The organism is Streptomyces sp. NPDC008313 (assembly GCF_042956125.1).
GTDB lineage: Bacteria > Actinomycetota > Actinomycetes > Streptomycetales > Streptomycetaceae > Streptomyces.
In genome coordinates this window covers 43,406-67,750 of record NZ_JBIBFR010000022.1, presented here as the reverse complement: position 1 = coordinate 67,750, position 24,345 = coordinate 43,406, and the positions used below count along the sequence as shown (strand labels likewise).

The 24,345-nt window shown below is 71.9% G+C and carries 24 protein-coding genes and 1 tRNA gene; 17 read left to right on the top strand and 8 right to left on the bottom strand.

Going from position 1 to position 24,345, the window contains the following annotated elements:
• Nucleotides 1–108: 108 nt before the first annotated feature.
• From ACFY93_RS26430 to rdgB, 4 genes are all read left to right on the top strand, one after another.
• Entirely contained in the window at nucleotides 109–342 is a 234-nt protein-coding gene (locus tag ACFY93_RS26430; protein ID WP_391363472.1) for a glucose PTS transporter subunit EIIB, read from the top strand.
• A 168-nt stretch (nucleotides 343–510) separates the two neighbouring features.
• Nucleotides 511–1,245 carry a ribonuclease PH gene (rph, locus tag ACFY93_RS26425; RefSeq protein ID WP_391363470.1) on the top strand — a complete coding sequence of 245 codons (735 nt, stop codon included), beginning with the start codon at nucleotides 511–513 and terminating at the stop codon, nucleotides 1,243–1,245.
• 150 nt (nucleotides 1,246–1,395) lie between these two features.
• Nucleotides 1,396–1,788: a hypothetical protein gene (locus tag ACFY93_RS26420; RefSeq protein WP_391363468.1), complete on the top strand. Its 393-nt coding sequence runs from the start codon at nucleotides 1,396–1,398 to the stop codon at nucleotides 1,786–1,788.
• 81 nt (nucleotides 1,789–1,869) lie between these two features.
• Nucleotides 1,870–2,472, top strand: a complete 603-nt coding sequence (gene rdgB / locus ACFY93_RS26415) for an RdgB/HAM1 family non-canonical purine NTP pyrophosphatase (RefSeq protein WP_391363467.1) — start codon at nucleotides 1,870–1,872, stop codon at nucleotides 2,470–2,472.
• Nucleotides 2,473–2,527: 55 nt separating this feature from the next.
• Here rdgB and ACFY93_RS26410 read toward each other — a convergent pair.
• From ACFY93_RS26410 to bcp, 3 genes are all read right to left on the bottom strand, one after another.
• Nucleotides 2,528–2,611, bottom strand: a tRNA-Leu gene (locus ACFY93_RS26410).
• Between the two features lie 78 nt (nucleotides 2,612–2,689).
• The gene (proP, locus tag ACFY93_RS26405) at nucleotides 2,690–4,198 is read right to left on the bottom strand and encodes a glycine betaine/L-proline transporter ProP (protein WP_391363465.1); all 1,509 of its coding nucleotides are present in this window, start codon (nucleotides 4,196–4,198) and stop codon (nucleotides 2,690–2,692) included.
• 135 nt (nucleotides 4,199–4,333) lie between these two features.
• Complete coding sequence (gene bcp / locus ACFY93_RS26400; RefSeq protein ID WP_391363463.1) at nucleotides 4,334–4,801, bottom strand: thioredoxin-dependent thiol peroxidase; 468 nt, start codon at nucleotides 4,799–4,801, stop codon at nucleotides 4,334–4,336.
• Nucleotides 4,802–5,000: 199 nt separating this feature from the next.
• Between bcp and ACFY93_RS26395 the strand changes: the two genes are divergently transcribed.
• On the top strand, nucleotides 5,001–5,360 hold the full coding sequence (locus ACFY93_RS26395; protein ID WP_391363461.1) for a DUF3618 domain-containing protein: 360 nt from the start codon (nucleotides 5,001–5,003) through the stop codon (nucleotides 5,358–5,360).
• Between the two features lie 134 nt (nucleotides 5,361–5,494).
• The gene (locus tag ACFY93_RS26390; protein WP_391363459.1) at nucleotides 5,495–5,836 is read left to right on the top strand and encodes a GroES family chaperonin; all 342 of its coding nucleotides are present in this window, start codon (nucleotides 5,495–5,497) and stop codon (nucleotides 5,834–5,836) included.
• A gap of 58 nt (nucleotides 5,837–5,894) precedes the next feature.
• On the opposite strand, the gene ACFY93_RS26385 is transcribed toward ACFY93_RS26390, so the two are convergent.
• Nucleotides 5,895–8,525, bottom strand: coding sequence for a transglycosylase domain-containing protein (locus ACFY93_RS26385; RefSeq protein ID WP_391363458.1), 2,631 nt, complete (start codon nucleotides 8,523–8,525; stop codon nucleotides 5,895–5,897).
• Between the two features lie 239 nt (nucleotides 8,526–8,764).
• Here ACFY93_RS26385 and ACFY93_RS26380 point away from each other — a divergent pair, with 239 nt between their 5' ends.
• The 4 genes from ACFY93_RS26380 to ACFY93_RS26365 all read left to right on the top strand — a co-directional run bounded on the left by ACFY93_RS26380 (nucleotide 8,765) and on the right by ACFY93_RS26365 (nucleotide 12,596).
• On the top strand, nucleotides 8,765–9,565 hold the full coding sequence (locus ACFY93_RS26380; RefSeq protein WP_391363457.1) for an ABC-2 family transporter protein: 801 nt from the start codon (nucleotides 8,765–8,767) through the stop codon (nucleotides 9,563–9,565).
• Nucleotides 9,558–10,523 (top strand): ABC-2 family transporter protein, encoded by a 966-nt coding sequence (locus ACFY93_RS26375; RefSeq protein ID WP_391363455.1) that lies wholly within the window; start codon nucleotides 9,558–9,560, stop codon nucleotides 10,521–10,523. The genes ACFY93_RS26380 and ACFY93_RS26375 overlap by 8 nt, the downstream gene beginning before the upstream one ends.
• 22 nt (nucleotides 10,524–10,545) lie before the next feature.
• Nucleotides 10,546–11,523 carry an ATP-binding cassette domain-containing protein gene (locus tag ACFY93_RS26370; RefSeq protein ID WP_391363453.1) on the top strand — a complete coding sequence of 326 codons (978 nt, stop codon included), beginning with the start codon at nucleotides 10,546–10,548 and terminating at the stop codon, nucleotides 11,521–11,523.
• A 110-nt stretch (nucleotides 11,524–11,633) separates the two neighbouring features.
• Nucleotides 11,634–12,596, top strand: coding sequence for a DUF1707 domain-containing protein (locus ACFY93_RS26365; protein WP_391363451.1), 963 nt, complete (start codon nucleotides 11,634–11,636; stop codon nucleotides 12,594–12,596).
• Between the two features lie 55 nt (nucleotides 12,597–12,651).
• Here ACFY93_RS26365 and ACFY93_RS26360 read toward each other — a convergent pair whose 3' ends face one another.
• On the bottom strand, nucleotides 12,652–13,983 hold the full coding sequence (locus tag ACFY93_RS26360) for a GDSL-type esterase/lipase family protein (protein WP_391363450.1): 1,332 nt from the start codon (nucleotides 13,981–13,983) through the stop codon (nucleotides 12,652–12,654).
• Between the two features lie 245 nt (nucleotides 13,984–14,228).
• Between ACFY93_RS26360 and ACFY93_RS26355 the strand changes: the two genes are divergently transcribed.
• The 3 genes from ACFY93_RS26355 to ACFY93_RS26345 all read left to right on the top strand — a co-directional run bounded on the left by ACFY93_RS26355 (nucleotide 14,229) and on the right by ACFY93_RS26345 (nucleotide 17,811).
• On the top strand, nucleotides 14,229–15,533 hold the full coding sequence (locus tag ACFY93_RS26355) for a DUF445 family protein (protein ID WP_391363588.1): 1,305 nt from the start codon (nucleotides 14,229–14,231) through the stop codon (nucleotides 15,531–15,533).
• 156 nt (nucleotides 15,534–15,689) lie between these two features.
• Entirely contained in the window at nucleotides 15,690–17,183 is a 1,494-nt protein-coding gene (locus ACFY93_RS26350; protein ID WP_391363448.1) for an MFS transporter, read from the top strand.
• A 94-nt stretch (nucleotides 17,184–17,277) separates the two neighbouring features.
• Nucleotides 17,278–17,811, top strand: a complete 534-nt coding sequence (locus ACFY93_RS26345) for a hypothetical protein (RefSeq protein WP_391363446.1) — start codon at nucleotides 17,278–17,280, stop codon at nucleotides 17,809–17,811.
• Here the strand turns inward: ACFY93_RS26345 and ACFY93_RS26340 are convergent.
• The gene (locus ACFY93_RS26340) at nucleotides 17,762–18,283 is read right to left on the bottom strand and encodes a levansucrase (RefSeq protein ID WP_391363445.1); all 522 of its coding nucleotides are present in this window, start codon (nucleotides 18,281–18,283) and stop codon (nucleotides 17,762–17,764) included. The genes ACFY93_RS26345 and ACFY93_RS26340 overlap by 50 nt on opposite strands.
• 10 nt (nucleotides 18,284–18,293) lie before the next feature.
• Nucleotides 18,294–18,815, bottom strand: coding sequence for a hypothetical protein (locus ACFY93_RS26335; RefSeq protein ID WP_391363443.1), 522 nt, complete (start codon nucleotides 18,813–18,815; stop codon nucleotides 18,294–18,296).
• Between the two features lie 242 nt (nucleotides 18,816–19,057).
• On the opposite strand from ACFY93_RS26335, the gene ACFY93_RS26330 reads away from it, so the two are divergent.
• Nucleotides 19,058–20,029, top strand: a complete 972-nt coding sequence (locus ACFY93_RS26330) for a helix-turn-helix domain-containing protein (RefSeq protein WP_391363441.1) — start codon at nucleotides 19,058–19,060, stop codon at nucleotides 20,027–20,029.
• Between the two features lie 71 nt (nucleotides 20,030–20,100).
• Here the strand turns inward: ACFY93_RS26330 and ACFY93_RS26325 are convergent, their stop codons facing one another.
• The gene (locus ACFY93_RS26325) at nucleotides 20,101–20,403 is read right to left on the bottom strand and encodes a hypothetical protein (protein WP_391363440.1); all 303 of its coding nucleotides are present in this window, start codon (nucleotides 20,401–20,403) and stop codon (nucleotides 20,101–20,103) included.
• 443 nt (nucleotides 20,404–20,846) lie between these two features.
• Here ACFY93_RS26325 and ACFY93_RS26320 point away from each other — a divergent pair, with 443 nt between their 5' ends.
• The 3 genes from ACFY93_RS26320 to ACFY93_RS26310 all read left to right on the top strand — a co-directional run bounded on the left by ACFY93_RS26320 (nucleotide 20,847) and on the right by ACFY93_RS26310 (nucleotide 24,210).
• Nucleotides 20,847–21,191: a hypothetical protein gene (locus ACFY93_RS26320; protein ID WP_391363438.1), complete on the top strand. Its 345-nt coding sequence runs from the start codon at nucleotides 20,847–20,849 to the stop codon at nucleotides 21,189–21,191.
• 83 nt (nucleotides 21,192–21,274) lie between these two features.
• Nucleotides 21,275–21,958, top strand: coding sequence for an ATP-binding cassette domain-containing protein (locus tag ACFY93_RS26315; RefSeq protein ID WP_391363436.1), 684 nt, complete (start codon nucleotides 21,275–21,277; stop codon nucleotides 21,956–21,958).
• Nucleotides 21,958–24,210 (top strand): permease, encoded by a 2,253-nt coding sequence (locus ACFY93_RS26310; protein ID WP_391363433.1) that lies wholly within the window; start codon nucleotides 21,958–21,960, stop codon nucleotides 24,208–24,210. The genes ACFY93_RS26315 and ACFY93_RS26310 overlap by 1 nt, the downstream gene beginning before the upstream one ends.
• The last annotated feature ends 135 nt before the right edge of the window (nucleotides 24,211–24,345 follow it).

Genomic DNA, 24,345 nt, shown 5'->3' with positions numbered 1-24,345 from the left:
CCGGTGTCCCGTGACCGACATCATTCGGTACGGGACGCGGGACCGCTCGCGAAGATGGGCCAACTGTGGGTTACTGCGACAAAGCGGTTCGGATCAGGGGAGAAGGACATGGCCAGCAAGGCTGAGAAGATCGTTGCCGGGCTCGGCGGCATCGAGAACATCGAAGAGGTCGAGGGCTGCATCACCCGCCTCCGCACCGAGGTCGTCGACCCCTCCAAGGTCGACGAGGCCGCTCTGAAGGCCGCCGGCGCCCACGGCGTCGTCAAGATGGGCACCGCGATCCAGGTGGTCATCGGCACGGACGCCGACCCGATCGCGACGGACATCGAAGACATGATGTGAACCGCTGACCTCCAGAGGTTCACCCGACAGGGGTCCTTCCCACCACGGGACGGACCCCTCTCGTGTGTGCGGCTAGGGTCTGTCCGGTGGATCAAGTCGCAGTGAACCAGCGGTGCCAGTCCCCGCATCTGCGGCATGGTCCGCCGGACAGGCCCTAGGCTCGTCGCCATGTCTCGCATCGACGGCCGTACCCCCGAACAGCTCCGTCCCATCAGCATCGAGCGGGGATGGAGCAAGCACGCCGAGGGCTCCGTCCTCGTCTCCTTCGGCGACACCAAGGTCCTCTGCACCGCCTCCGTCACCGAGGGCGTCCCGCGCTGGCGCAAGGGCAGCGGCGAGGGCTGGGTGACCGCCGAGTACTCCATGCTGCCCCGCTCCACCAACACCCGCGGCGACCGCGAGTCCGTACGCGGCAGGATCGGCGGCCGCACCCACGAGATCAGCCGCCTCATCGGCCGCTCCCTGCGCGCCGTCATCGACTACAAGGCGCTCGGCGAGAACACCGTCGTCCTCGACTGCGACGTCCTCCAGGCCGACGGCGGCACCCGCACCGCCGCCATCACCGGCGCGTACGTCGCCCTCGCCGACGCCGTCGCCTGGGCGCAGGGCCGCAAGCTCGTCAAGGCCGGCCGCAAGCCGCTGACCGGCACCGTCAGCGCCGTCTCCGTCGGCATCGTCGGCGGCGTCCCGCTCCTCGACCTCTGCTACGAGGAGGACGTGCGGGCCGACACCGACATGAACGTCGTCTGCACCGGCGACGGCCGCTTCGTCGAGGTCCAGGGCACCGCGGAGGCCGAGCCCTTCGACCGCAAGGAACTGGGCGCCCTCCTCGACCTGGCCGTCGCGGGCTGCGACGAACTCGCCGCGGCCCAGCGCGCCGCGCTGGAGGCGACGCTCTCCTGACACCGGCAGGGTCTCCCGCGCGCACTCCTCGCGGACGGGTGCGCCGCGGGAGGCAACCGCGTAGCGTGGCACGGCGTTCTTAGGGGTACGGACGTTCGGCTCTTGCCGGACGCCCGTCGATCACATGCTGTTCACGGGGAGGACCGTTCCATGGCCGCGCGCCACCGAAGTCGTACCGCCGCTCTCGCCGTCGCCGCCGTACTCGTCGCCCTCCCGGCGGCCGTCGGCTGCGACGCCGTCGACAAGGCCCTGGACTGCGTCCAGACCGCCGACTCCATTGCCGACAGTGTCACCGACCTCCAGCAGGCCGTCGAGAACGCGAAGGACGACCCCGGCCAGGCCGACGAAGCGCTCGACTCCATCGACAAGAACCTGGGCAAGATCAGCGACGAGACGGACGACGCGGACATCAACAAGGCCGTCGACGACCTCCAGTCCGCCGTCAAGAACGTCCGCACCGCCATCGACAACGGCGACGCGACCCCCGACATCAGCCCCGTCACGGACGCGGCCGGCGAACTCACCAAGGTCTGCACGCCGTAGCCCGTCCGGGCCGGCCCGCCGACGGCGGGCCCGGTGACGGCGAGGCCCCGGCCCGTCCTCCGGGACCGGGATACTGGGCCCGTGACCCGCCTGATCCTCGCCACCCGCAACGCCGGAAAGCTCACCGAGCTGAAGGCGATCCTCGCCGACGCCGGTCTCACCCACGACCTCGTCGGCGCGGACGCCTACCCCGACATCCCCGACGTCAAGGAAACCGGCGTCACGTTCGCCGAGAACGCCCTGCTCAAGGCCCACGCCCTGGCCCGCGCGACCGGCCTCCCCGCGGTCGCCGACGACTCCGGCCTGTGCGTCGACGTCCTCGGCGGTGCCCCCGGCATCTTCTCCGCCCGCTGGTCGGGCCGGCACGGCGACGACCAGGCCAACCTGGACCTGCTCCTCGCCCAGCTCTCCGACATCGACGCCCCCCACCGCGCCGCCCACTTCGCCTGCGCCGCCGCGCTCGCCCTCCCGGACGGCACCGAGCGGGTCGTCGAGGGCCGCCTTGCCGGCACCCTCCGCCACACCCCCGCCGGCACCAACGGCTTCGGCTACGACCCGATCCTCCAGCCCACCGACGAGACCCGCACCTGCGCGGAACTCACCCCCGCGGAGAAGAACGCGATCAGCCACCGAGGCAAGGCCTTCCGCGCCCTGGTGCCGGTGATCCGGGAACTCCTGGGCTGAACACTCCCCGGAGACCGCGAGAGGGGCCGCCCGATCGGACGGCCCCTCTGCGACGTGCGGCCGGTGGGACTCGAACCCACACGGGTGTGAACCCACTGGGACCTAAACCCAGCATGACTGCCAGTTCCATCACGGCCGCGCATGCGGTCATCGAACTCGACCGGCGGCGTTCAGTGTACCGAGGAGCGCCCCGCAGTCGACGCCCGATTCCTGGGCGTCAGAACCGCGGTACCGCGGCCTTGTCCTCGACCATCGCCGCCGCTTCCTCGGGGGTGCCGACCGAGGGCGGGGAGCCGGCCAGGGGCTTCTGGGCGGTCTCCTTCATGCAGGCGACGGCGATGACGCCGACGAGGGCCGCGGTCATCGCGTAGTACGCCGGCATCATGTCCGTGCCGCTGACGCTGATCAGGGCGGTGATGACCAGCGGGGTCGTGCCGCCGAACAGGGACGCGGAGAGGTTGTAGCCGACGGACAGGGAGCCGTAGCGGACCTGGGTGGGGAAGAGGGCCGGGAGCGCCGCGGACATCGTGCCCAGCATGCAGACCAGGGAGAAGCCGAGCATCAGCATGCCGATCGAGACGGCGACCAGGCTGCCCTGCTTGACCAGCAGGAACGCGGGGATGGAGAGCACGAAGAAGCCCAGCATCCCGGACATCAGCAGCGGCTTGCGGCCGAAGCGGTCGGAGAGCCTGCCCACCTGGCTGATGACCAGCATCAGGACCACCATCGTGGCGATGAGGATCAGCAGGCCGTGGGTCTCGCTGTAGCCCATCTCGTCCGACAGGTAGGTCGGCATGTACGACAGCAGCATGTAGTCGGTGATGTTGTACGCGCCGACCAGGCAGATGCACAGGATCAGCGTCGGCCAGTAGTTCCGGAAGATGACCGCGAGGTCGCCCTTGGCGGTGGTCTCGACGGCGGTCGCCGCCTCGGACGCCCGGTGCGAGGACTCGTCCGCCAGCTTCTGGAACGCGGGCGTCTCGTCGAGCCTCAGTCGCAGGTAGAGGCCGACGATGCCGATGGGCCCGGCCACCAGGAACGGGATCCGCCAGCCCCAGGACTCCATCCCGTCGCCGCCGAGCACCGCGGTCAGGAGGGTGACGAGCCCCGCCGCGCCCACGTACCCGGCGAGCGTGCCGAACTCCAGGAAGCTGCCGAAGTAGCCCCGGCGCTTGTCGGGCGCGTACTCGGCGATGAAGGTGGACGCCCCGCCGTACTCGCCGCCCGTCGAGAAGCCCTGGACGAGCCGGAAGAGGATCAGCAGCGCCGGGGACCAGAAACCGATCGTGGCGTAGGCCGGGATCAGGCCGATGGCGAAGGTGCCGATCGCCATGAGGATCATGGTCAGCGCGAGGACCTTCTTGCGGCCGACCTTGTCTCCCATCGGGCCGAACACCATCCCGCCGATGGGCCGGACCAGGAACGACACCGCGAAGGTCGCGAACGACGACAGCAGCTGCACCGTGTCGTTCCCGGACGGGAAGAACACATGGCCGATGGTGACCGCGAGGTAGCTGTAGATGCCGAAGTCGAACCACTCCATGGCATTGCCCAGCGAGGCGGCCTTCACGGCGCGCCGCACGGCCCGCTCGTCGGTGACCGTGATGTCGGTGCGCCGCAGCGGCGGGTTCCTGCGCCGTCTGACCGCCCTGAAGAGGGTGCGGTGCCGCTTCACTGCCTGGGGGTCGGCAGCGGCCTTCGCGATGTCGGGCTCGTTGGCCGCCATGGGGGGTGATCCTCTCGTTTTCGGTCACACCGGGTTTCCGGGAGTTCCGAAGGATCACTTGCTCCGAGACGGCTGCCGCAAACGGAAGCCCCCGGGAAGGGGACTTCCGTCACGCGAACCCTGAGCACGGGGTCCCTACACGCCGAGATCCTTGATGATCTTCGCGACGTGGCCGGTGGCCTTCACGTTGTACAGCGCACGCTCGACCTTGCCCTCCTCGTCGACCAGGATCGTGGAGCGGATGACGCCGGTGACCGTCTTGCCGTACAGCTTCTTCTCGCCGAAGGCGCCGTACGCCTCCAGGACGGTCTTGTCGGGGTCCCCGACCAGGGTCACCTTCAGCGATTCCTTCTCGCGGAACCTGGCGAGCTTCTCCGGCTTGTCGGGGGAGACGCCGATCACGTCGTACCCCGCGCCGGCCAGCAGCTCGAGGTTGTCCGTGAAGTCGCAGGCCTGCTTGGTGCAGCCGGGGGTCAGGGCGGCCGGGTAGAAGTAGACGATGACCTTGCGGCCCCTGTGGCCGGCCAGCGAGACCTCCTTGCCGTCGGCGTCGGGCAGGGTGAAGTCGGGGGCGGTGTCGCCCGGCTGGAGTCGCTCGCTCATCGGTCCGGTCTCCTCGTACATGGGTCGGGCGGGCTCGGGTACGGGTGCGGCACGGGTGGAATCGGGTGCCGCCCCCGAGCGTAACGGGGGGTCCTGACAGTGCGGCGCCGCCCGGAGCTGACAGACTGTCCGTCGACGAAGAGTTTCCCGCCCGCGTTCTTTCTCCCCGGCGGGCCGAGACGATCACGGAGGCAGCACGGTGGCGGACACGTCGGACACGTCGGACACCAGAACCCCGGCGCAGATCGAGGCGGACATCAGGCGCCGTCGGGAAACGCTGGCCGAGACGCTCGACGAGATCGGTGTCCGGGTCCACCCGAAGACCATCGTCGGCGACGCGAAGGCGAAGGTCGCCGCGGGCATCGACCACTCCCTGGGGCGCGCCTACGTCGGCGTCAACCGGGTCGTCGGTGACGTGAAGGGACAGTTCGTCTCCGAGGAGGGCGCGCCCCGGATGGAGCGCATCGTGCCCGTGGCGCTCGTGGTGGTGGGCCTCGTGGGCCTGCTCACCATGACCTCCCGTCGGCGCGCCTCGCAGCCGCGGCGGCGCCGGCGGTGACGCGGGCGACGACCGTCCCGGTGGTCTGACCACCGGATCTCCGTCCGGGGCCGCGCGAGTGCGCGGCCCCGGACGTGCGTTCCAGCCCCTACCCGCTTGCGTACGAAAGGCGCGGCGCCAGGTAGGTTCGGGGCGTGAGCGAGAAGACCCACGACGACAAGCTGCCCATCCGGATGCTGCACGACCGCGTGCTCGTGCGGCAGGACGCCGCCGAAGGCGAGCGGCGTTCCGGCGGCGGCATCCTGATCCCCGCGACGGCGGCCGTCGGACGGCGCCTGGCCTGGGCGGAGGTCGTCGCGGTCGGGCAGAACGTGCGCACGGTCGAGCCGGGCGACCGCGTTCTCTACGACCCCGAGGACCGCGCCGAGGTCGAGGTGCGCGGCACGGCGTACGTGCTGATGCGTGAGCGGGACCTGCACGCCGTGGCGGCCGACCGCTTCGAGGGCTCCGAGGATTCGACGGGGCTCTACCTGTAGACGTGAGGCGGGCCGCGCGGGTCGGGGCCGCACGGTGCCCGCTGCCCGGCGGGCGGCCTCAGCGTCCTTGCGGTGCGGGCCGCCGGTACGGGCTCGGCACCGCGCGGCCGTCGTCTCCCGTGCCGGTCACGGGGCCGGTCGTCCTGACGTCCGGTGTCACGCTCCCGCTCCCGGTGGCGATGCCGCTCCGCTGTCCGGCGCCGCCCGTCCGGCCCCGGTCCGGGGTCCCGCCGCCTGCCGGTGCGCCGCCGTCCTGCGTGGTGCTCCCGTCGTCGCCGCGCCCCTGGGTCCCGTCCTGGTCCCCGCCCCGTGTCTGCCCCCGGGAGGGGCTGTGACCGTCGTCCCCCGCCGTCGGCTCCCGGCTCTCCCCGTGCCCCCGCCCGCTCCGGTCGCCCGCGTCCGGCGCGCCCGGGGAGGGTGAGGTGCTCGGGGCCTCCGTCTCGTCGGCGCCTTCCTGGAGCCGCAGCTCGAAGTCGCTCGCCGGGGCGTTCCGCAGCACCGTCCTGGTGTACTGCGCCCAGATCTGCGCCGGGTAGGAGCCGCCGTTGATCCGGGACTGGCCGAGCGCGCCGTACAGCGGCTTGTGCGCGCCCGTCTTCGGGTCCTGGCCCATCACGGAGACGACGGTGACGAGGTCCGGGGTGTACCCGGCGAACCAGGCGGCCTGGTCCTCCTCCGCGGTGCCCGTCTTGCCCGCCGCGGGGCGGCCGAGTCCGGCGACGGCCGTACCGGTACCGGCCTTGATGACGCCCTGGAGGACCGCGGTCGTGGTGTCCGCCGCCTCCCGGCTGACGGCCTGCCGGGTGTCCCGACCGGGCAGCCGGACGTCCTGCGAGCCGCCCTTGGTGACCTTCGCGACGAGCGTGTACGGGTGGTGCCTGCCGTGGTCCGCGAGGGTCGCGTACGCCTGGGCCATGTCGAGGACGCTGGCGGTCGCCGGGCCGAGCGCGATGGACGGGGCGGCGACGAGGTCCGGGGTGTCCGCCGGGATCCCGAGGTCCTGCGCCGTCTTCTTGACCTCGGCGGGACCCACGTCCACGGCCATCTGCGCGTACACCGCGTTCACGGACTTCTCGGTGGCCGTGCGGACCGGGATCTGGCCGTAGCGGACGTTGTCCTCGTTCTCCGGCGCGTACCGGGGGCCGGCCCAGCCCTGGACGGCGCGCTTGTCGGTGCCGTCGTAGACGGTGTTCGGGTTGATCACACGGCCGTCCTGGGTCCGCGAGCCGTTCTCGACGGCGGAGGTGAACACGAACGGCTTGAAGGTGGAGCCGACCTGGTAGTCGCGGCGGGTGGCGTTGTTCACGTACTGCTGGGTGTAGTCGATGCCGCCGTACATCGCGATGACCTCGCCGGTCTCCGGGTCGAGGGAGACGCCGCCGGCGCGCACGTAGGCGTCCACCTTGCGGTTCTTCCGGTCGAGTTCGTCCGTGACCTGGTCGTCGACGGCCTCGACGAGGGCGTTCTGGGTGCGCTTGTGCAGGGTGGTCGTGATCCGGTAGCCGCCGCCGGCGAGGGTGTCCTCGTCGAGGATGCGGTTGGCGGCCAGGTACTCCTTGACGGCCTGGACGACGTACCCGCGCTGTCCGGACATCCCGGCCGCCCACCGGGCCTTCTTCGGCGTGGGGAACTTCATGGCGGCCCGGTCGGAGCCGCTCAGCCAGTCCTCCTCGACCATGCCGTCGAGCACGTAGTTCCAGCGGGCGACGGCCGAGGCGCGGTTCTCGGGGTGCCCGACGACGTCGTACGAGCTCGGCGCGTTGAGCAGGGCGGCGAGGTAGGCGCCCTGGGCGGCCGTCAGGTCCTGGGCGTCGACGCCGTAGTAGGCCTGCGCCGCGGCCTGGATGCCGTACGCGTTGCGGCCGAAGTAGCTGGTGTTGAGGTAGCCCTCCAGGATGTCGTCCTTGCTCTCCTCGCGGTCCAGCTTGATGGAGATGAAGAACTCCTTCACCTTCCGGGTGAGGGTCTGGTCCTGTGCCAGGTAGTAGTTCTTCACGTACTGCTGGGTGATCGTGGAACCGGACTGCCTGCCCTTGCCGGTGGCCGTGTTCCAGGCGGCGCGGATCATCGCCTGCGGGTCGACGGCGGACTCGGAGTAGAAGTCGCGGTCCTCGGCGGCGAGCACGGCGTGCCGGGTGACCCGGGAGATCTGGTCCAGCGGCACGATCTCCCGGTTGATCTCGCCGTCACGGGCGAGCTGGCTGCCGTCGGCGTAGAGGTAGACGTTGCTCTGCTGGACCGCCGAGGCGTTCGCGGCGGGGATTCCGACCAGGTAGTAGCCGAGCGCGAACAGCCCGGTCAGCAGCAGTACCAGTCCGATGAAAGTGCCGAGCAGCGTCCGCCAGGTGGGGACGAAGCGGCGCAGGCCGGTGCGCGGCGGCCGCGACGGCCGCGACGGCCGCTCGGGGCCGGAGGCCGAGGGGGAGTCGGCGCCGGTGCCGGTTTCGGTGTCGGAGCCCGCCTCGGAGCCGGACGCGACGGATGCGGCGGCCGCGGCGGCCGCGCCGGGCGCGTCGGACGGCCGCTCCCGGCCAGTGTCCCGCGCCCGCGCCTCGGGCTCACGCGCCTCGGGCTCAAGCGCCTCCGCCTCGCGTGCCTTCGCCTTACGGGGCGTCGGCTTCTGCGGCGTCGGCGTCGGTGCCGACGTGGGGGTGGGCTTCGGCTCGTGCGTCTGCGGCTTGTCGCTCATGGTCTGGCCGGACTCCCGTTTCGCGTCATATGCGCCGTTGTGACGCAAAACGACTCGTACACCTCATATATCTCGTAAGCCTCATACACCCCCACGTGAAGACTTTCGCACCAAGCGTTCCGTTCGCCGGGGCCCGGCACGCGTCACGCCCGGAAAATGCCTGGCAGATGACACCCGCCGACGGTTAGCCTCGTGCGCTTCGGCCCAAAACGGCTCCTTCGGACGGCGGGTGGTTCCTCGTGGGGACAGGGCGGTTGTACGCGGCCGTCGCGGCCGGCGGCTTCCGGCGGTACGCCACCTACCGGACCGCGACGGCGGCGGGCTTGTTCACCAACACCGTCTTCGGCCTGATCCTGGCCTACACCTATCTGGCCCTCTGGGACGAGAAACCGCACCTCGGCGGCTACGACCAGACGCAGGCCCTGACCTTCGTCTGGCTGAGCCAGGCGCTGCTCATGACGGTGGCGGTGATGGGCGGCGGCTTCGAGGACGAGCTGATCGAGCGCATCCGTACGGGTGACATCGCCATCGACCTCTACCGGCCCGTCGACCTCCAGCTGTGGTGGCTCGCCGGTGACCTGGGCAGGGCGCTGTTCCATCTGCTGGGCCGGGGCCTGGTCCCGATGGCGTTCGGCGCGGTCTTCTTCCGGCTCGCCCTGCCGGTCTCCCCGCTGACCTGGCTCGCCTTCCTCGTCGCCCTGGTGCTCGGTGTCGTCGTCAGCTTCGCGATCCGCTACCTCGTCGCGCTGTCCGCGTTCTGGCTGCTCGACGGTGCCGGTGCGGCGCAGATCGCCTGGCTCGCGGGGATCTTCTGCTCCGGGATGCTGCTCCCGCTGCACGTGTTCCCGGGCGTGCTCGGCGAGATCGTCCGCGCCCTGCCCTGGTCGTCGCTGATCCAGGCGCCCGCGGACATCCTGCTGGGCAGGGGCGATCCGCTGGGCACGTACGCCTTCCAGGGGGCGTGGGCCGTGGGGCTGCTGACCGCCGGCCGGCTGCTCCAGTCGACGGCGACGCGCAGGGTGGTGGTCCAGGGTGGCTGACACGGACGGCGCTACCGGCACGCCTGCCGGACTCGCGGACCCGGCCGCGCTCACGGACCCGCCCGGCGCCCGCCCGGCCGGACGCACGGACCCTGCCGGACTCGCGGACCCGTACGGACCCGGCGGCCCGGTCGGCACCGGCCCGTACCACCGGGTGCGCGACGGGCTGCGCGCCTACCGTCTGATCGTCGGGATGTGGGTCCGCTCCACGATGGCCTACCGCGTTTCGTTCGCGATGACCACGTTCGGCAACCTGGCGGCGACCTCGCTCGACTTCGTCACCCTCCTGCTGATGTTCTCGCGGATCGACCGGCTCGGCGGGTACACGCTGCCCGAGGTCGCCTTTCTGTACGGCCTCGCGGGCACGGCGTTCGGACTCGCCGACCTGGTGATGGGGTCCATGGACCGGCTGGGTCGGCGGGTCCGCGACGGCTCCTTCGACACGCTGCTGGTCCGTCCCGTGCCGGTGCTCGCGCAGGTCGCCGCGGACCGCTTCGCGCTGCGCCGCCTGGGCCGCGTCACCCAGGGCGTACTGGTCCTCGGGTACGCCGTCGCCGCGCTGGACATCTCCTGGACGCCGCTGAAGGTGGTGATGATCCCGATGACGCTGCTGAGCGGCGGCGCGATCTTCGGCGCGGTCTTCGTGGCGGGCGCGGCCTTCCAGTTCGTGGCGCAGGACGCCTCCGAGGTGCAGAACTCCTTCACGTACGGCGGCAACACGCTGCTGCAGTACCCGCCGACCGTCTTCGCGAAGGACCTGGTGCGCGGGGTGACGTTCGTGCTGCCGCTGGCCTTCGTCAACTGGCTGCCCGCGCTGTACGTGCTGGGCCGCCCCTACCCGCTCGACCTGCCGGTGTGGGTCGCGTTCACCCCGCCGCTGGTCGCGGCGCTCTGCTGTGCGCTGGCCGGGGCCGCCTGGCGGGTGGGTCTTCGTTCGTACCGCAGTACCGGCAGCTAGGCAGTGAGGGAGCGACAGGCACATGGACGGCACGGACGGTATGGAGTTCATCGAACTGGACGGCGTGGAGAAGGTGTTCGACGTCCGCAAGGAGACCGGGTTCCTGCGCAGTGAGCGGCGCCAGGTCCGGGCCGTCGACTCGATCAGCTTCACCGTGCCGCGCGGCGAGATGGTCGGCTACATCGGCCCGAACGGGGCGGGCAAGTCGACCACCATCAAGATGCTCACCGGCATCCTCACCCCCAGCGCCGGGCGGCTGCGGGTCGCGGGCATCGACCCCTCCCGTGAGCGGACCCGGCTCGCGCGGCGCATCGGGGTCGTCTTCGGGCAGCGCACGACGCTGTGGTGGGACCTTCCCCTCATCGACTCCTACCGGCTGATGCACCACATGTACCGCATCCCCGACGCCCGGTTCGCGGAGAACCTCGACCGGTGCGTGGAACTGCTGGAGCTCGGCGCGCTGCTGGACGTCCCCGTGCGGCAGTTGTCGCTCGGCCAGCGGATGCGCGGGGACATCGCGGCGGCGCTGCTGCACGACCCGGAGGTGCTCTACCTCGACGAGCCGACGATCGGGCTCGACGTCGTCTCCAAGGCCAGGGTGCGGGAGTTCCTGCGGGACCTGAACGCCGAGCGCGGCACGACGGTCCTGCTCACCACCCACGACCTGACCGACATCGAGCAGTTGTGCAAGCGCGTGATGGTGATCGACCACGGGCGGCTGGTGTACGACGGTCCGCTCGCCGGGCTGCACGAGGCGGGCGGGAGCGAGCGCACCCTGATCGTCGACCTGGAGCGTGAACTTGCGCCCATCGAGGACGAGGCGGCGCGGGTGGTGCGGGTGGAGGGGCCGCGCCAGTGGCTGGCGTTCCCGGCGGCGCAGTCGGCGGCCCCGCTGGTCGCGCGGATCGCGGCCCGGTATCCGCTGGTGGACCTGTCGGTGCGCGAGCCGGACATCGAGGCGGTGATCGGCCGCATGTACGCGGAGCGCGGCGCCTCCTGACGGCGCGTCGGACGGCCGCGGCGGACGGGAGCGGCCCGGCGCGGGACTCGGGTGGCGCGGGCCGCGTGCTCTCGTAGCCGCCCGCCCGGGGAACTCGTAGGCTGATGTCCATGACGGACGCTGAGTCTCTCCGGGGGACGACTCCCGGATCCCCGCCCCCTCCCGCCGGAGCCGCGAGCCCGGAACTGCGTGCCTCCGACGCCGACCGCGAACGGGTCACCGACCGGCTGCGGGACGCCCTCGCCGAGGGCCGGCTCGACATGGAGGAGTTCGAGGAGCGGCTGGAGGCGACGTACAAGGCGCGTACGTACGGGGAGCTGGAGCCGATCACCCGGGATCTGCCGGGCCCGGCGGTCATGGCGCCCGTCTCCATGGTCAAGCGGTCCGAGGACGGCGGCGGTTGGGCGGACCGGATCGTCGGCGGCGAGGGGTCGTCCAGCTGGGCCGTCGCCGTGCTGGGCGGCTTCCAGCGCAAGGGACGCTGGACGGTGCCGAGGCGCTTCAACTCGTTCGCTGTCTGGGGCGGCGGCGAGATCGATCTGCGCGACGCGAACTTCGCGGCCGGTGAGGTGGTCGTCAACTGCGTGGCCGTCATGGGAGGGGTGAACGTCGTCGTGCCGCCCGGTGTCGAGGTCGTCGTCCGCGGCATCGGCGTCATGGGCGGCTTCGACCACCGTGAGGAGGGCCGCCCCGGCGACCCCGGTGCCCCGCGCGTGATCGTCACCGGCTTCGCGCTCTGGGGCGGCGTCGGTGTCGAGCGCAAGCTGAGCCGGGCCGAGCGGCTGCGCCTGAGGGAGGAGCGCCGCCAGGAGAAGCTGGAGCGCAAGCAGGCGGCCCGGGAGGGGCGCAAGGAGCCGCACGCGGGCGGTCACGAGGGGCCGTACGGCATGCTCGACCCGCACGAGATCCACCGCGAGGCGCTGGAGCAGGCCCGCGATCTGGTCCGCCGGCACCACGAGGACCGCCGGGAGCGCCACGAGGAGCGCCGCGAACGGCACCGGGAGCGGCGTGAGGAGCTGCGCGAGCGCCGCGCGTCCCGCCGCGAGGGCCGCTACCGGCAGGACGACTACTGAGACGGCTGCTGAGACGGCTGCTGAGGGGACCGGGCCGCCCGGCGGGCCACGGCCGTCACAGCTGTGCCGGCGCCGAGCCCTTCAGGGCCGTCAGGTCGAAGACCTCCGCCATGTGCCGGTAGCCCTTGTCGCTCGGGTGGAGGTGGTCTCCCGAGTCGTAGTCGGAGCGGAGCCGGCGCGGGTTGTACGGGTCGCGCAGCGCCTCGTCGAAGTCGACGACGGCGTCGTACACCTCGCCGGCGCGGATCCGCGCGTTGACGGCCTGGCGCACGGCCTCACGGCTGTCGGTGTAACCGCGGTGCCCCTGGAAGGGCATCAGGGTCGCGCCGACCACCCGCAGTCCGCGGGCGTGCGCCTGCCGGACCAGGGTGCGCAGCCCGTCGGCGATCTTCTCGGGGTCGGCGAGGCGCGGGTTGCGCAGGATGTCGTTGATGCCGAGGTCGACGACGACCGCCTTGGCCCCGGTGCGGCCGAGGACGTCGCGGCCGAAGCGGTTGAGGCCGCTCGGGTTGTCGGCGGGGCGGCCGAGGCCGTCGGCGAGGACCTGGTTGCCGCTGATCCCCTCGTTGACGACGCTGTAGTGAGGCACGTCGGCGGAGGCCGACGCGGCGTGCAGCCGGGCCGCGAGGACGTCCGTCCAGCGGCTGTCGGCGCCCACGGTGGAGGTCACGCCGTCGGTGAGCGAGTCGCCGAGGACGACGACCGTGCCCTGCGAGTCGTTGCTCAGCACGTCGAGCGCGGTCAGGTAGCGCCAGTGCAGGGTCTGCCCGGTGAACGCCGGGGCGCTGACGTCCTCCGTGTGGTCGCCCAGGGCCGTGTAGGAGATCTGGCGTGCCTGCGGGTGGTAGGTGACCGGGCCGGACGGGGTCGGGGAGTACGTCGTCACCAGCACGTCGGCACCGTGCGGGATCAGCACCCGTACGACGTCGCTGACGACCTGCCGTCCGGCCGGGACGACCACGGAGGTGCTGCCGCCGAAGGTGAGGCGGCGCATGGTGTCGGCCGCGGCGGCGGCGTCGTCGGTGGCGGCGGCGACGGCGATCGAGGCGTGCGTGATGTTCAGCGGCTGCTGTCCGTAGAGGTTGGACAGGGTGACGCGGGCGCTCGTGCCGCCGGCGCTGGTGTGCACGACGTTGCGCACGGAGCGGCCTGCCATGCCGGTGGTCTCCGTGCCCGGTTCGGCTCCGGCCGGGGAGGCCGACCAGGCGCCCACCCAGGTGCCGGTGGAGGCGGGGGCGGCGGAGTTGTGCGGTGCGTGTCCTGACGCGAGCGCGTTCTGCTCGCCGGTGTCGCCGTCGGCTGCGGCGCCGACGTATATGGCTGCTGAGATGGCCACGATCAAGGTGCAGATCGCGGCGAGCAGGGCATAACCGTGACGCTTGGTCATGCGGTGCGTGTCTCCTCGGGCGAGGGGAGCCCGAGGCTCCGATGTGATGACCCCATGATGCGTCATGGGGCAGAAGGAAGTGGACAGGGACCCCCGTACGACCCCTCCGCAGGATCCCGCGTACGACTCCCCTGCGGGTGACGGTGCGACTTCCCCCTCCAAGCAGACGCCGGGAACTCTCGTTTCGTTCCAGGAGTCGGTCAGGAAGGGACAATGTGTACGAGATCACTGGACGGGCGGAGCGGATGAACGACGCGAAACCGAACGAAACGCCCACGGAGCGGGGTGTGGGCCTCTTCACCCCCGCCGACGAGGAGCGCCGCCGCGGTGTGCGCCGGATGAAGGCGACGGCGAGCGGCATGCTGCTGTTCGTCGCACTGGTGTACGTCCTCGCCACGTGGGCCGGGCACGAGGGCGCCGGCGCCTGGGCCGGGTACGTCGCCGCGGCGGCCGAGGCCGGCATGGTCGGCGCGCTCGCCGACTGGTTCGCGGTCACCGCCCTCTTCCGCCGCCCCCTCGGCCTGCCCATCCCGCACACCGCGATCATCCCCACCAAGAAGGACCAACTGGGGATTTCCCTGGGTGAGTTCGTCGGGGAGAACTTCCTCTCCCGGGAGGTCGTCCGCGGCCGGCTGCGCGCCGTCGGCATCGGCAGCCGGCTGGGAGCCTGGCTCGCCGAACCGGAGCACGCCGACCGGGTGACCGCCGAACTCGCCACCGCGCTGCGCGGAGCGCTGACCGTGCTGCGCGACTCCGACGTGCAGGCGGTGGTCGGTGAGGCCATCACCCGGCGGGCCGAGGCCCAGGAGGTCGCGCCCGGCATGGGCAAGATGCTGGAGCGGATCGTCGCCGACGGCGGACACCACCGGATGGTCGACCTGGTCTGCGCCCGCGCCCACGACTGGCTGGTGCTGCACAGCGACTCCGTGATGGACGCGGTGCAGGGCGGCGCCCCCGGCTGGACCCCGCGGTTCGTCGACAGGAAGGTCGGGGAGCGTGTCTACCGGGAGCTGCTCCGCTTCGTCACCGAGATGCGGGACGCCCCCGCGCACCCGGCCCGCGGCGCTCTCGACCGCTTCCTCACCGACTTCGCCTCCGACCTCCAGTCCGACACCGACACCCGCGCGCGCGTGGAGCGCCTCAAGAGCGAGGTGCTGGGCCGCGGCGAGGTCCAGGACCTGATCGCGTCCGCCTGGACGGCCGTACGGTCCATGATCGTGTCCGCCGCCGAGGACGAACGCAGCGAACTGCGCCTCAGGGTGCGTGCCTCGCTGCTGTCGCTGGGCGCCCGGATGGCCACCGAGCCCAAGCTGCAGGCCAAGGTGGACCGCTGGGTCGAGGGCGCGGCGGTCTACGTCGTCACCACGTACCGCCACGAGATCACCTCGCTCATCACGGACACCGTGGCCGGCTGGGACGCCGAGCACACCTCACGCAAGATCGAGGCGCACATCGGCCGTGACCTGCAGTTCATCCGGATCAATGGCACAGTGGTGGGATCCCTCGCGGGGCTTTTGATCTACGCGGTCTCGCGCGCGTCGGGGGCCTGAGCGGGTCCGCCCCGGGGGCGCGCGGCCACGGCACCCCCGGACGGGTGGCCCGGGGGCGCGCGGCCGGGTCCCGGTGTGCGTGCGGTCCGCCGTTCAGGGAACTTGGTGGTGCGTCAGCCACCACTCGGAGGTGGGTCACTCAATGAAGAGGGAGCCATGACCGCAGACTCGTCACCGGCCTCTGTGCCCGCCTCGACGGGAACCGTCACCACGGCCGTACCGGCCCGCCTCGACCGGCTGCCCTGGTCCCGCTGGCACTGGATGATCGTGATCGGCCTCGGCACCGTCTGGATCCTGGACGGCCTCGAGGTCACCACCGTGGGCAACATCGCGGGCCGGCTGTCCGAGGAGGGCAGCGGTCTGCCGATCAGCTCGTCCCAGGTCACGGGTATCGCCGCGGCGCTCTACGTGGCCGGCGCGTGCGTGGGCGCCCTGTTCTTCGGCTGGCTGACCGACCGCTTCGGCCGCCGGAAGCTCTTCATGGTGACCCTGGCCGTCTACCTGGCGGCGACCGCGCTGACCGCGCTGTCCTTCCACTCCTGGTGGTTCTTCACCTTCCGCTTCCTCACCGGCTTCGGCATCGGCGGCGAGTACGCGGCCATCAACTCGGCCATCGACGAGCTGATCCCGTCCAAGTACCGGGGCCGCGTCGACCTCATCATCAACGGCAGCTACTGGCTGGGCGCGATCGGCGGAGCCCTGCTGTCGATCCTGATGCTGAACACCGACATCTTCCCGAAGAACATCGGCTGGCGGCTCACCTTCGCCCTCGGCGTCGTCCTCGGACTGGTGATCCTGCTGGTGCGGCGGCACGTGCCGGAGAGCCCGCGCTGGCAGTTCATCCACGGGCACGGGGACGAGGCCGACGAACTCGTCGACTCCGTGGAACGCGAGGTCGAGAAGGAGACGGGGCACAAGCTGCCCCCGCCGGCCAGCGAGATCACCATCCACCAGCGCAAGAGCATCGGCTTCGGCGTCATCGCCAGGACGGTCTTCGGCCGCTATCCGAAGCGGACCACGCTCGGCCTCTCCCTCTTCATCGGACAGGCGTTCCTCTACAACGCCATCACCTTCGGCTTCGGCGCCATCCTCACCACGTTCTTCGACGTGTCCACCGGCGGCACCGGCTACTACTTCGCCGTCATCGCGGCCGGCAACTTCCTCGGCCCCCTGCTGCTCGGCAGGCTGTTCGACACGGTGGGCCGCCGGATCATGATCTCGTCGACCTATCTGCTCTCCGGCATCCTGCTGTTCGGCACGGCCGCGCTCTTCGACGCCGGCTCGCTGACCGCCACGACACTCACGGCCTGCTGGTGCGTCGTCCTCTTCTTCGCCTCGGCGGGCGCGAGCAGCGCCTATCTGACGGTCTCCGAGATCTTCCCGATGGAGACCAGGGCCATGGCCATCGCCTTCTTCTACGCCATCGGTACGGCGGCGGGCGGCATCAGCGGCCCCCTCGTCTTCTCCAAGCTCACCGAGTCCGGCGTGGTCGGCGACACCGTGCTCGCCTTCCAGATCGGCGCGGGGCTGATGTGCGCGGCGGGCATCGTCGCGGCGTTCCTCGCGGTGAACGCCGAGCGGCGCTCCCTGGAGGACATCGCCACCCCCCTCTCGGCGACGTCCGCGGACTCCTCGACCCCGGCGGGCTGAGCCGCGTAGGCGGATCTGCCTACGCGATCTGAGTACCGGGATCTGAGTACGCGTACTCTGGCGGACCCGCGCGCGGCGCGTCAGGCTCGTACGCATGATCGAGAAACTGTTATTGAGCCCCCTGCGAACGCGCCCCTGGCCGGAACGCTGGCTGACGCGCCTGCTCGGCGCCGCCCTCAGCACGGCGGCGTACCTCCTCTGCCTGCCCTGGGACCTGCGCAGCCGCGTCGCCGACCCGGGGACGGACATCGAAACGACCCCGGTGACCGTCACCGGGGTCGTCCTCCTCGCCGTGGCGCTGCTGACTCTGGGGGCCTACTTCGGCCTCCGCGACGCCCTGGCCTGGCCGCTGCTGCTGGTCGCGGTGCCCCCGGCCACGTTGATGCACGTCTCGTTCCGCACCCACCCGGAACCGGACGCCACGCTCTGGCCGCTGGCCTGGGCGGTCTGGACGCTGGCGATCGGGGTGGCCGTACTCGTCGCGGCCGGCGTGGCACGGCAGTTCAGGACCTGGGAGGGAGAGAGGGCGGACGAGGACGACGGGGCCTTCACAACCCCGTCCCCGCTCCGCCGGGCGCTCAGCGCCCCTGGAAGTTCCCGTCGAAGTACAGCGCGCCCTTCTCGATGAAGTACGAGGCGTAGACGCGTCCGAGCGCGGGCTTGCCGCGGTACATCCCGACGTAGCCGTGGGTCGTGTCCACCACCACGGGCCGGGCCATGCAGGCGAACTTGAGCCGCTGCTGCGCCTCCGCCCACGCCATGGCGGCCGGGTCCACCCGGTCGCTGACCATGAGGGGGAACGCGGCGACCCCCGTCTGCAGGCCGACGGGGAGCCCGCCCTTGGTCCTCTTGGCGTACTGGATCACCTGGTCGGTGAAGGTCTCGATGGCCGGGACGGTGATCTCCGGGACCGCCGTCGCCACGGCGAACAGGTGCAGCCGTGTCGCCATCCAGCGCATCTTGAAGTCGGCCCGGCGCCCGACGAGTACGGGCACGCCGGACCAGTCCTCCCACTGCGTGCCGCATCCGTCGGCCTGCAACCGGCTCTCCACCGAGGCGAGGTAGGCCTGCGACGCCGTGTGTCCCTGCTGTTCGTGCATGGAGCGCATCCTAGGCCCCCGTGGTGGACCCCGGTCGCACGATCATAAGAATGGTGACGGTGGCCCAGAGAAGGTTGAACGCACCGGTCGCCATCGCCAGCTGAACGGTCGCCCGGCGGGTGACCGTCCCCGGCTCGGCCACCAGGGTCTCCCCGTCCGCGCCGCCGCCCGAGCGGGGGGCACCCCCGGCCGCCTCGGCCCCCTCCAGGACCGCCGCCTGCCGGGGCAGGACGAGCGCGACGAGCACCGCCGCGGCGAGCGCCGTCAGCGCGATGGACACGATGAGCCAGGTGTCCCCGAGCACCTCCATGTCGCTCGCGGTGGCGAACCCGAACACGGGCACGACGACGCCGACGGCGGCGTACACCCGGCAGATCCGGTGCAGCAGCCGTACGGTCGACAGCGCCCCGGGGTCGTCCGGCTCGGCGAGGGCCCGGCGCGCGCCGGGCGGGAACATGCTCGCGGCGACGGTGACGGGCCCGATGGCGACGATCGCGGCGATGACGTGGACGGCGAGAAGGAACTTGGTCACGGGGCGACGGTAAGCGCCCCGGAGATCGCAAAGAAGTGGCACTTCTGCCAGTGATCAACGGATTCCCGCCACGGGTTCTCGCCCCAGGGTCCACGACGGCTTCTCGCCACGGAGGCGCTGGTCCTGGGGTGGGCCGGTGAAGGCGTCGCCGTCTGTGTACCGCCTGTCTGCCGCTTGAACCGCCGCTGAGGGCGGAGGGGCGTGTCCTTGGCGAGAACCCGCCGCCCCTCTACGCTCTCGCCATGCACTCCGTGGCCGTCCTGGCTCTCGACCAGGTGATCCCCTTCGACCTGTCCGCCCCCGTCGAGGTCTTCTCGCGCACACGCCTGCCCGACGGCCGGCCCGCGTACCGGGTGCGGATCTGCGCCCCGAAGGAGGAGGTGGACGCGGGGGTGTTCACGCTGCGGGCGTGGCACGGGCTGGAGGCGCTGGCGGAGGCCGACACGATCATCCTTCCGGGGACGACGGACCCGACTCTCCCGCTGCCTCCGGAAGTTCGGGAGGCCCTGCGCGCGGCGGCGGCGAACGGCACCCGCATCGCGTCGGTCTGCGCGGGCGCGTTCGTCCTCGCGGCCACCGGCCTGCTGGACGGGCGGCGCGCCACGACCCACTGGGCCGCCGCTCCGCTCCTGGCCGAGCTCCACCCGGCGGTCGAGGTCGACCCGGACGTCCTCTACGTGGACGAGGGGCAGTTCCTGACCTCGGCGGGCGCGGCGGCGGCGCTCGACCTGTGCCTGCACATGATCCGCACGGACCACGGCTCGGCGGTCGCGGCGGACGCGGCCCGCCTGTCGGTGATGCCCCTCGAACGGGAGGGCGGCCAGGCGCAGTTCATCGTCCACGCCCAGCCCCCGGCCCCGGCGGGCGCCACGATGGAGCCGGTACTGAGCTGGCTGGAGGAGAACGCCGGCCGCGAACTGACCCTGGAGGACATCGCGGCCCACTCCGGGATGAGCACCCGTACGCTGAACCGCCGCTTCCGCGAACAGACGGGCACCACACCGCTCCAGTGGCTGCACCGGGCGCGGGTCCGCCGCGCCCAGTACCTCCTCGAGACCACGGCCCACCCCGTCGAACGCATCGCCACCCAGGTCGGCTTCGGCTCCCCGACAGCCTTCAGAGACCGCTTCAAGCGCGTCGTGGGCACGAGCCCGTACGCCTACCGGCGGGCGTTCAGGGGAGCGGAGGGGGCGGAGGGGGCACGGACGGGATAGGCCGGGAGGCCTGCCGGGGCCCGGACGGCCCCGGCCGGGCCAGGCGCTCCGCCCCGCAGGCCCCGGCCGTGTCAGGCGTGCCGGTCGGCGACCGCCCAGGACGCCAGGGCGACGGCACCGGCGACGCCGAAGACGGCGGGCCAGGCGCCGACCTTCTTGGCCAGCGGATGCGACCCCGCGAAGGCGGCGACGTACGCGACGCTCAGCGCCGCGGCGGCCTTCCCGCCGGCCCGTTCCCGCCACTGCCGCGCCGCCGCGGCCCCGGCGACCGCCAGCACGGCCCCGCCGAGCGGCCGCTTCCTGGTCCACCGGGCCACGCCGTACCCGCCGATGAGCCCACTCGCGGCCACCGCCGCGGCCGGTACCTTCGCCATCCCTGCCTCCTGTGTACGTCGGACAGCCCGAGGCTAACCCGCCCCCGGACCCACCCGACCGAGGGCCCCGTCACCGATCGGTTCACGCCGACTCCCGGTCTGCGGCTGGATCCGCGTGGCCGACACGGTGCGGGTGGGTCCCGGCGCCGCATGGTGATCCATTTCGCCACCGCGGGGCAATCAGCTCAGGGGCGGCCGCCGTCCGCCCCGGATTCCGGTTCCGTCCCCGGCGCGGGAAGGGCGGGCCGAGGCCGTCGATCCGGCCGGCCGCGAACGGGAAGCCACCTTTCGGCCATCACTTGTTACTGACTGGTTTCCTGTGCTCCGCCTGTGTGATCGTGGCGGCGGCCGAGGGTGGTGCGGGGGCTGCCGGCATCGGCGCCGTGCACGGCGACCCGCCCTGTCCACCGGCCGGACAACCAACGAGGGAAACGGGGAACAGCATGAACAGAGTCAGGTTCGTCGCCGCCGCGCTGCTCACGGGGGCACTCGCGGTGCCCACGGTCACGGCCGTCGCCGCCGACGCCTACGGCGGTGGCGCCCACGCCTGGTCTCCCGCCGCGGGCGACAGCGGGCGCATAGCGGTCAAGGACAACAGCAAGGACGGCGACCCGGTGAAGACCGAGTACTACCGGACCGCCAGCCCGGACACGAAGCGGACGCTGTGGAACCACAGCGGTCCCGGCACCACCTCGTACTCCGGTGACGGCTCCCGCGTCTACAAGTTCAAGGCGTGCGACGAGAACTACGGCAACCCGGACGACTGCTCCGGCTGGGTCATCCCGTAACGACGGTCCGCCGACGCGTGTGCCGCACCAGCCCCGACCGGGCTGGTGCGGCGTTCCCTTTTTGACACAAGAGGCCAGATTCTGTGAAACAAAGCGATGTGTCCGGGCTCCAGGTGAGCGGCCTGTGCTACCAGGTCGGAGGCCGGACCCTCCTCGACGGCGTGGATCTGTCCGTCGCCTCGGGCGAGTCGGTCGCGGTGACCGGCCCCAGCGGCTCCGGCAAGTCGACCCTGCTCATGTGCGTCCTCGGCCTGATCAAGCCGCAGGCGGGCACGATCACCGCCGGGGGGCGGGAGATCACCGGGCTCGGCTCCGCACAGCTCGCGCAGGCACGCCGGGAGAGCCTGGGCATGGTGTTCCAGTTCGGCGAGCTCCTCCCCGAACTCAGCCCGGTGGAGAACGTCGCCCTGCCGGTCCTGCTCGACGGAGGCCGCCACCAGGACGCCTACCGGCACGCCGAGGAACTTCTCGGCGAACTCGGCGTCCCCGTCGGCTCCACCCCCACCGGGATGCTCTCCGGCGGAGAGCGCCAACGGACCGCGGTCGCCCGCGCCCTGATCACGCGGCCCGCCGTCCTCCTCGCCGACGAGCCCACCGGGGCACTCGACCCCGACGCCAAGGAGGGGGTCGCCCGGCTGCTGTTCACCGCGGCCCGCGACCGGGGCTGCGCGCTGCTCCTGGTCACACACGACCGCTCGGTGGCCGCCCGCGCCGACCGCCGTCACGAGCTGCGGGGCGGAATCCTGGCCGAAGCGGGAGCCGTCTGATGCGGATCCGGCGCACGCCCGCCACAGATACGCCCACCACAGACACGCCCACCACGGACACGGGCACGCCGGCCACCCGCACCACAGCCACCCGCACCACAGCCACCCGCACCACAGGCACACTGATCCGGATCGGCTTCGCCGCGGGCCGCTCCACACCGGGTGACCGCCTGCGCCGGTGGGGCCTGTTCGGCGCCGCCCTCGCCGTCGCCTTCGTCACCCTGGCGACCGTGGCGACGTTCGCCACGTACGACGGCCGCGAGACCAGAGCGGACGCCCGCGGTCCGGTGATCACCAGTGGCGGACACGCCGCGCTGCTGTACCGCGAGGGCGCCGACACCGTGGGCCAACGGCCCGTGTCGGTCGTGTTCGTCCACCCCCTGACCGAGAAGGCACCCCTCCCCGCCGGTGTGACCCGCTGGCCGAGGCCGGGCGAGGTCCTGCTCTCGCCGGAACTCCTGCGCACCGGGCGCGCCGAGGGCATCCTGACCCGGTACGGATCGTTCGCCGGGACCGTCACCCATGACGGTCTCGTCACGCCCTCCGAACGGATCGCGTACGTCCGGGTCGCGCACATGCCGCCGAAGGACGATCACCGGTGGATGCCGGTGGCCGCCTTCGGTGGCGGCGGCGGAGCGACGGGGGAGATGGTCGACCAGCGACCGGTGACGTCCCCGCTCATGGCCCTGTGGGCCCTGACCGGTCTGCCCGCCCTCGCCCTGACCGTGGTCGCCGCGCGGGTGGGATCCCGCTCGCGCGACCGGCGCAGCAGTCTGCTGCAGGCACTCGGCGGGACATGGCGGCACCGGATGATCGTCAACGTCGGCGAGTCGGCGTTCCCCGCGACCCTGGGCACCCTCGCCGCGTTCGTCCCGTACGCCGTCGCCTCGCTGTGGGACATCCGCCTGGTGCCCACCGGATACATCGTCGATCACCGTGACGTGGCGGCCGCGTGGCCCACCGCGGGAGAGGCCGCGGTCGTGTCCCTGCTGGCCGTCCTGGGCATCGTCGTGGGTACGCACCGCGTCCACCGGGACGGCAGGTCCACCCGCCCGGCCTCCTTCACCTCGCGCGTTCCCGCCTGGCGTCTGCTGGTGTGCGGGATCGGTGTCGCGCTGGTCCTGACGAGCCAGTACGCGCCGCGCAAGGCCCAGTTGACGGTGTTCACCTGCGGCACCATCGTGATGTGGGCGTTCCTGTCCTCCGTCGTCGCCCTGGTCACCCGCCATCTCGGCGCGTGGCTCGCCGAGAACGGCAGACGAAGGGGCCACGCGGGGCGCATGATCGGCGGGCGGTGGACGCACGCGCATCCGGGTGTCATCGTGCGCCTGGCGCTCGCCATGGTGATCGGCATCGGGATCGTCGCCCAGATGCAGGTGTGGACCAGCCGGCTCGGTACGCGGTCCCAGGCGGCGGTCGCCACGCACCACCGGATCAAGGACACCGTGATCGAGCTGACCACCAGCGGCATGACCGCGCGTCAGACGGACCGGTTCCGCGCATCGCTTCCGCCCGGGTCGCTCCTGCTGACCCGCACGATCCACGACCCGGGACCGCCGAAGGACCCGTGGGTGACGATCACGGGACCGTGCCAGGATCTGCACCGGCTGCACGTGGCCTGTCCCGGCGACGCCGAGCCGCCGGCGGGCGGCAGCGTCCAGGTGGAGGAGTTGCACCGTTGGTACGGCGACGTGAGGTTCGCGGAGAACCCGCGGGTCACGGTGAAGCCGGACGGCACTCAGTCCCTCGTCGTCGTGACGCCCACCCCGGGGCAGCTCAGCGCGGTGAAGAAGGCCGCGTACACGCTGCCCAACCCGTCGGTGCAGGTCACGGCGCTCGGCGGTACGTGGCTGGGCTCCTCGCGCGCCCGCCTGCCGAACTGGATCCAGCTGTTCGGCGTCTCCGGGATCCTCTTCCTGCTCGTGGCCGGCGCGGTGAGCGCGGCGGCCGAGTTCGTCCGGATCCGCCACGCGCTCGCGCCGCTCTCCGTGCTGACCGGCCACCGGCGCGTGTTCCGGTCCGTCAGCACGTGGCACCTGACCTTCCCCCTGCTCGTCGCCACGGTCGCCGCGGGAGCCGTGACCGCGTGGCACTCCGTGTTCTTCATCGCCCTGGTGCAGGAGGGCTCGGTGTCCTGGACCGTCCTGACGGCAGGCATCGCGACCTGCGCCGCGGTCTCGCTCACCGTCGGCTTCCTCGGCGCCCGCGCGGCGGCACGTGAGGCGGACCAGTGGAGACCGGCGGCGGACTGACGGAACCCCGCAGTGAGCGGACCGCCGGTGGCCGGACGGGGCCGTGGGAGGCGGGGGAGACAGGGTTACGGGAGGCGGGGAGCGCGCGCGGGCCCCGCCTCCGTATCACCGCTTCCGACACACTTGAGTCCAGGC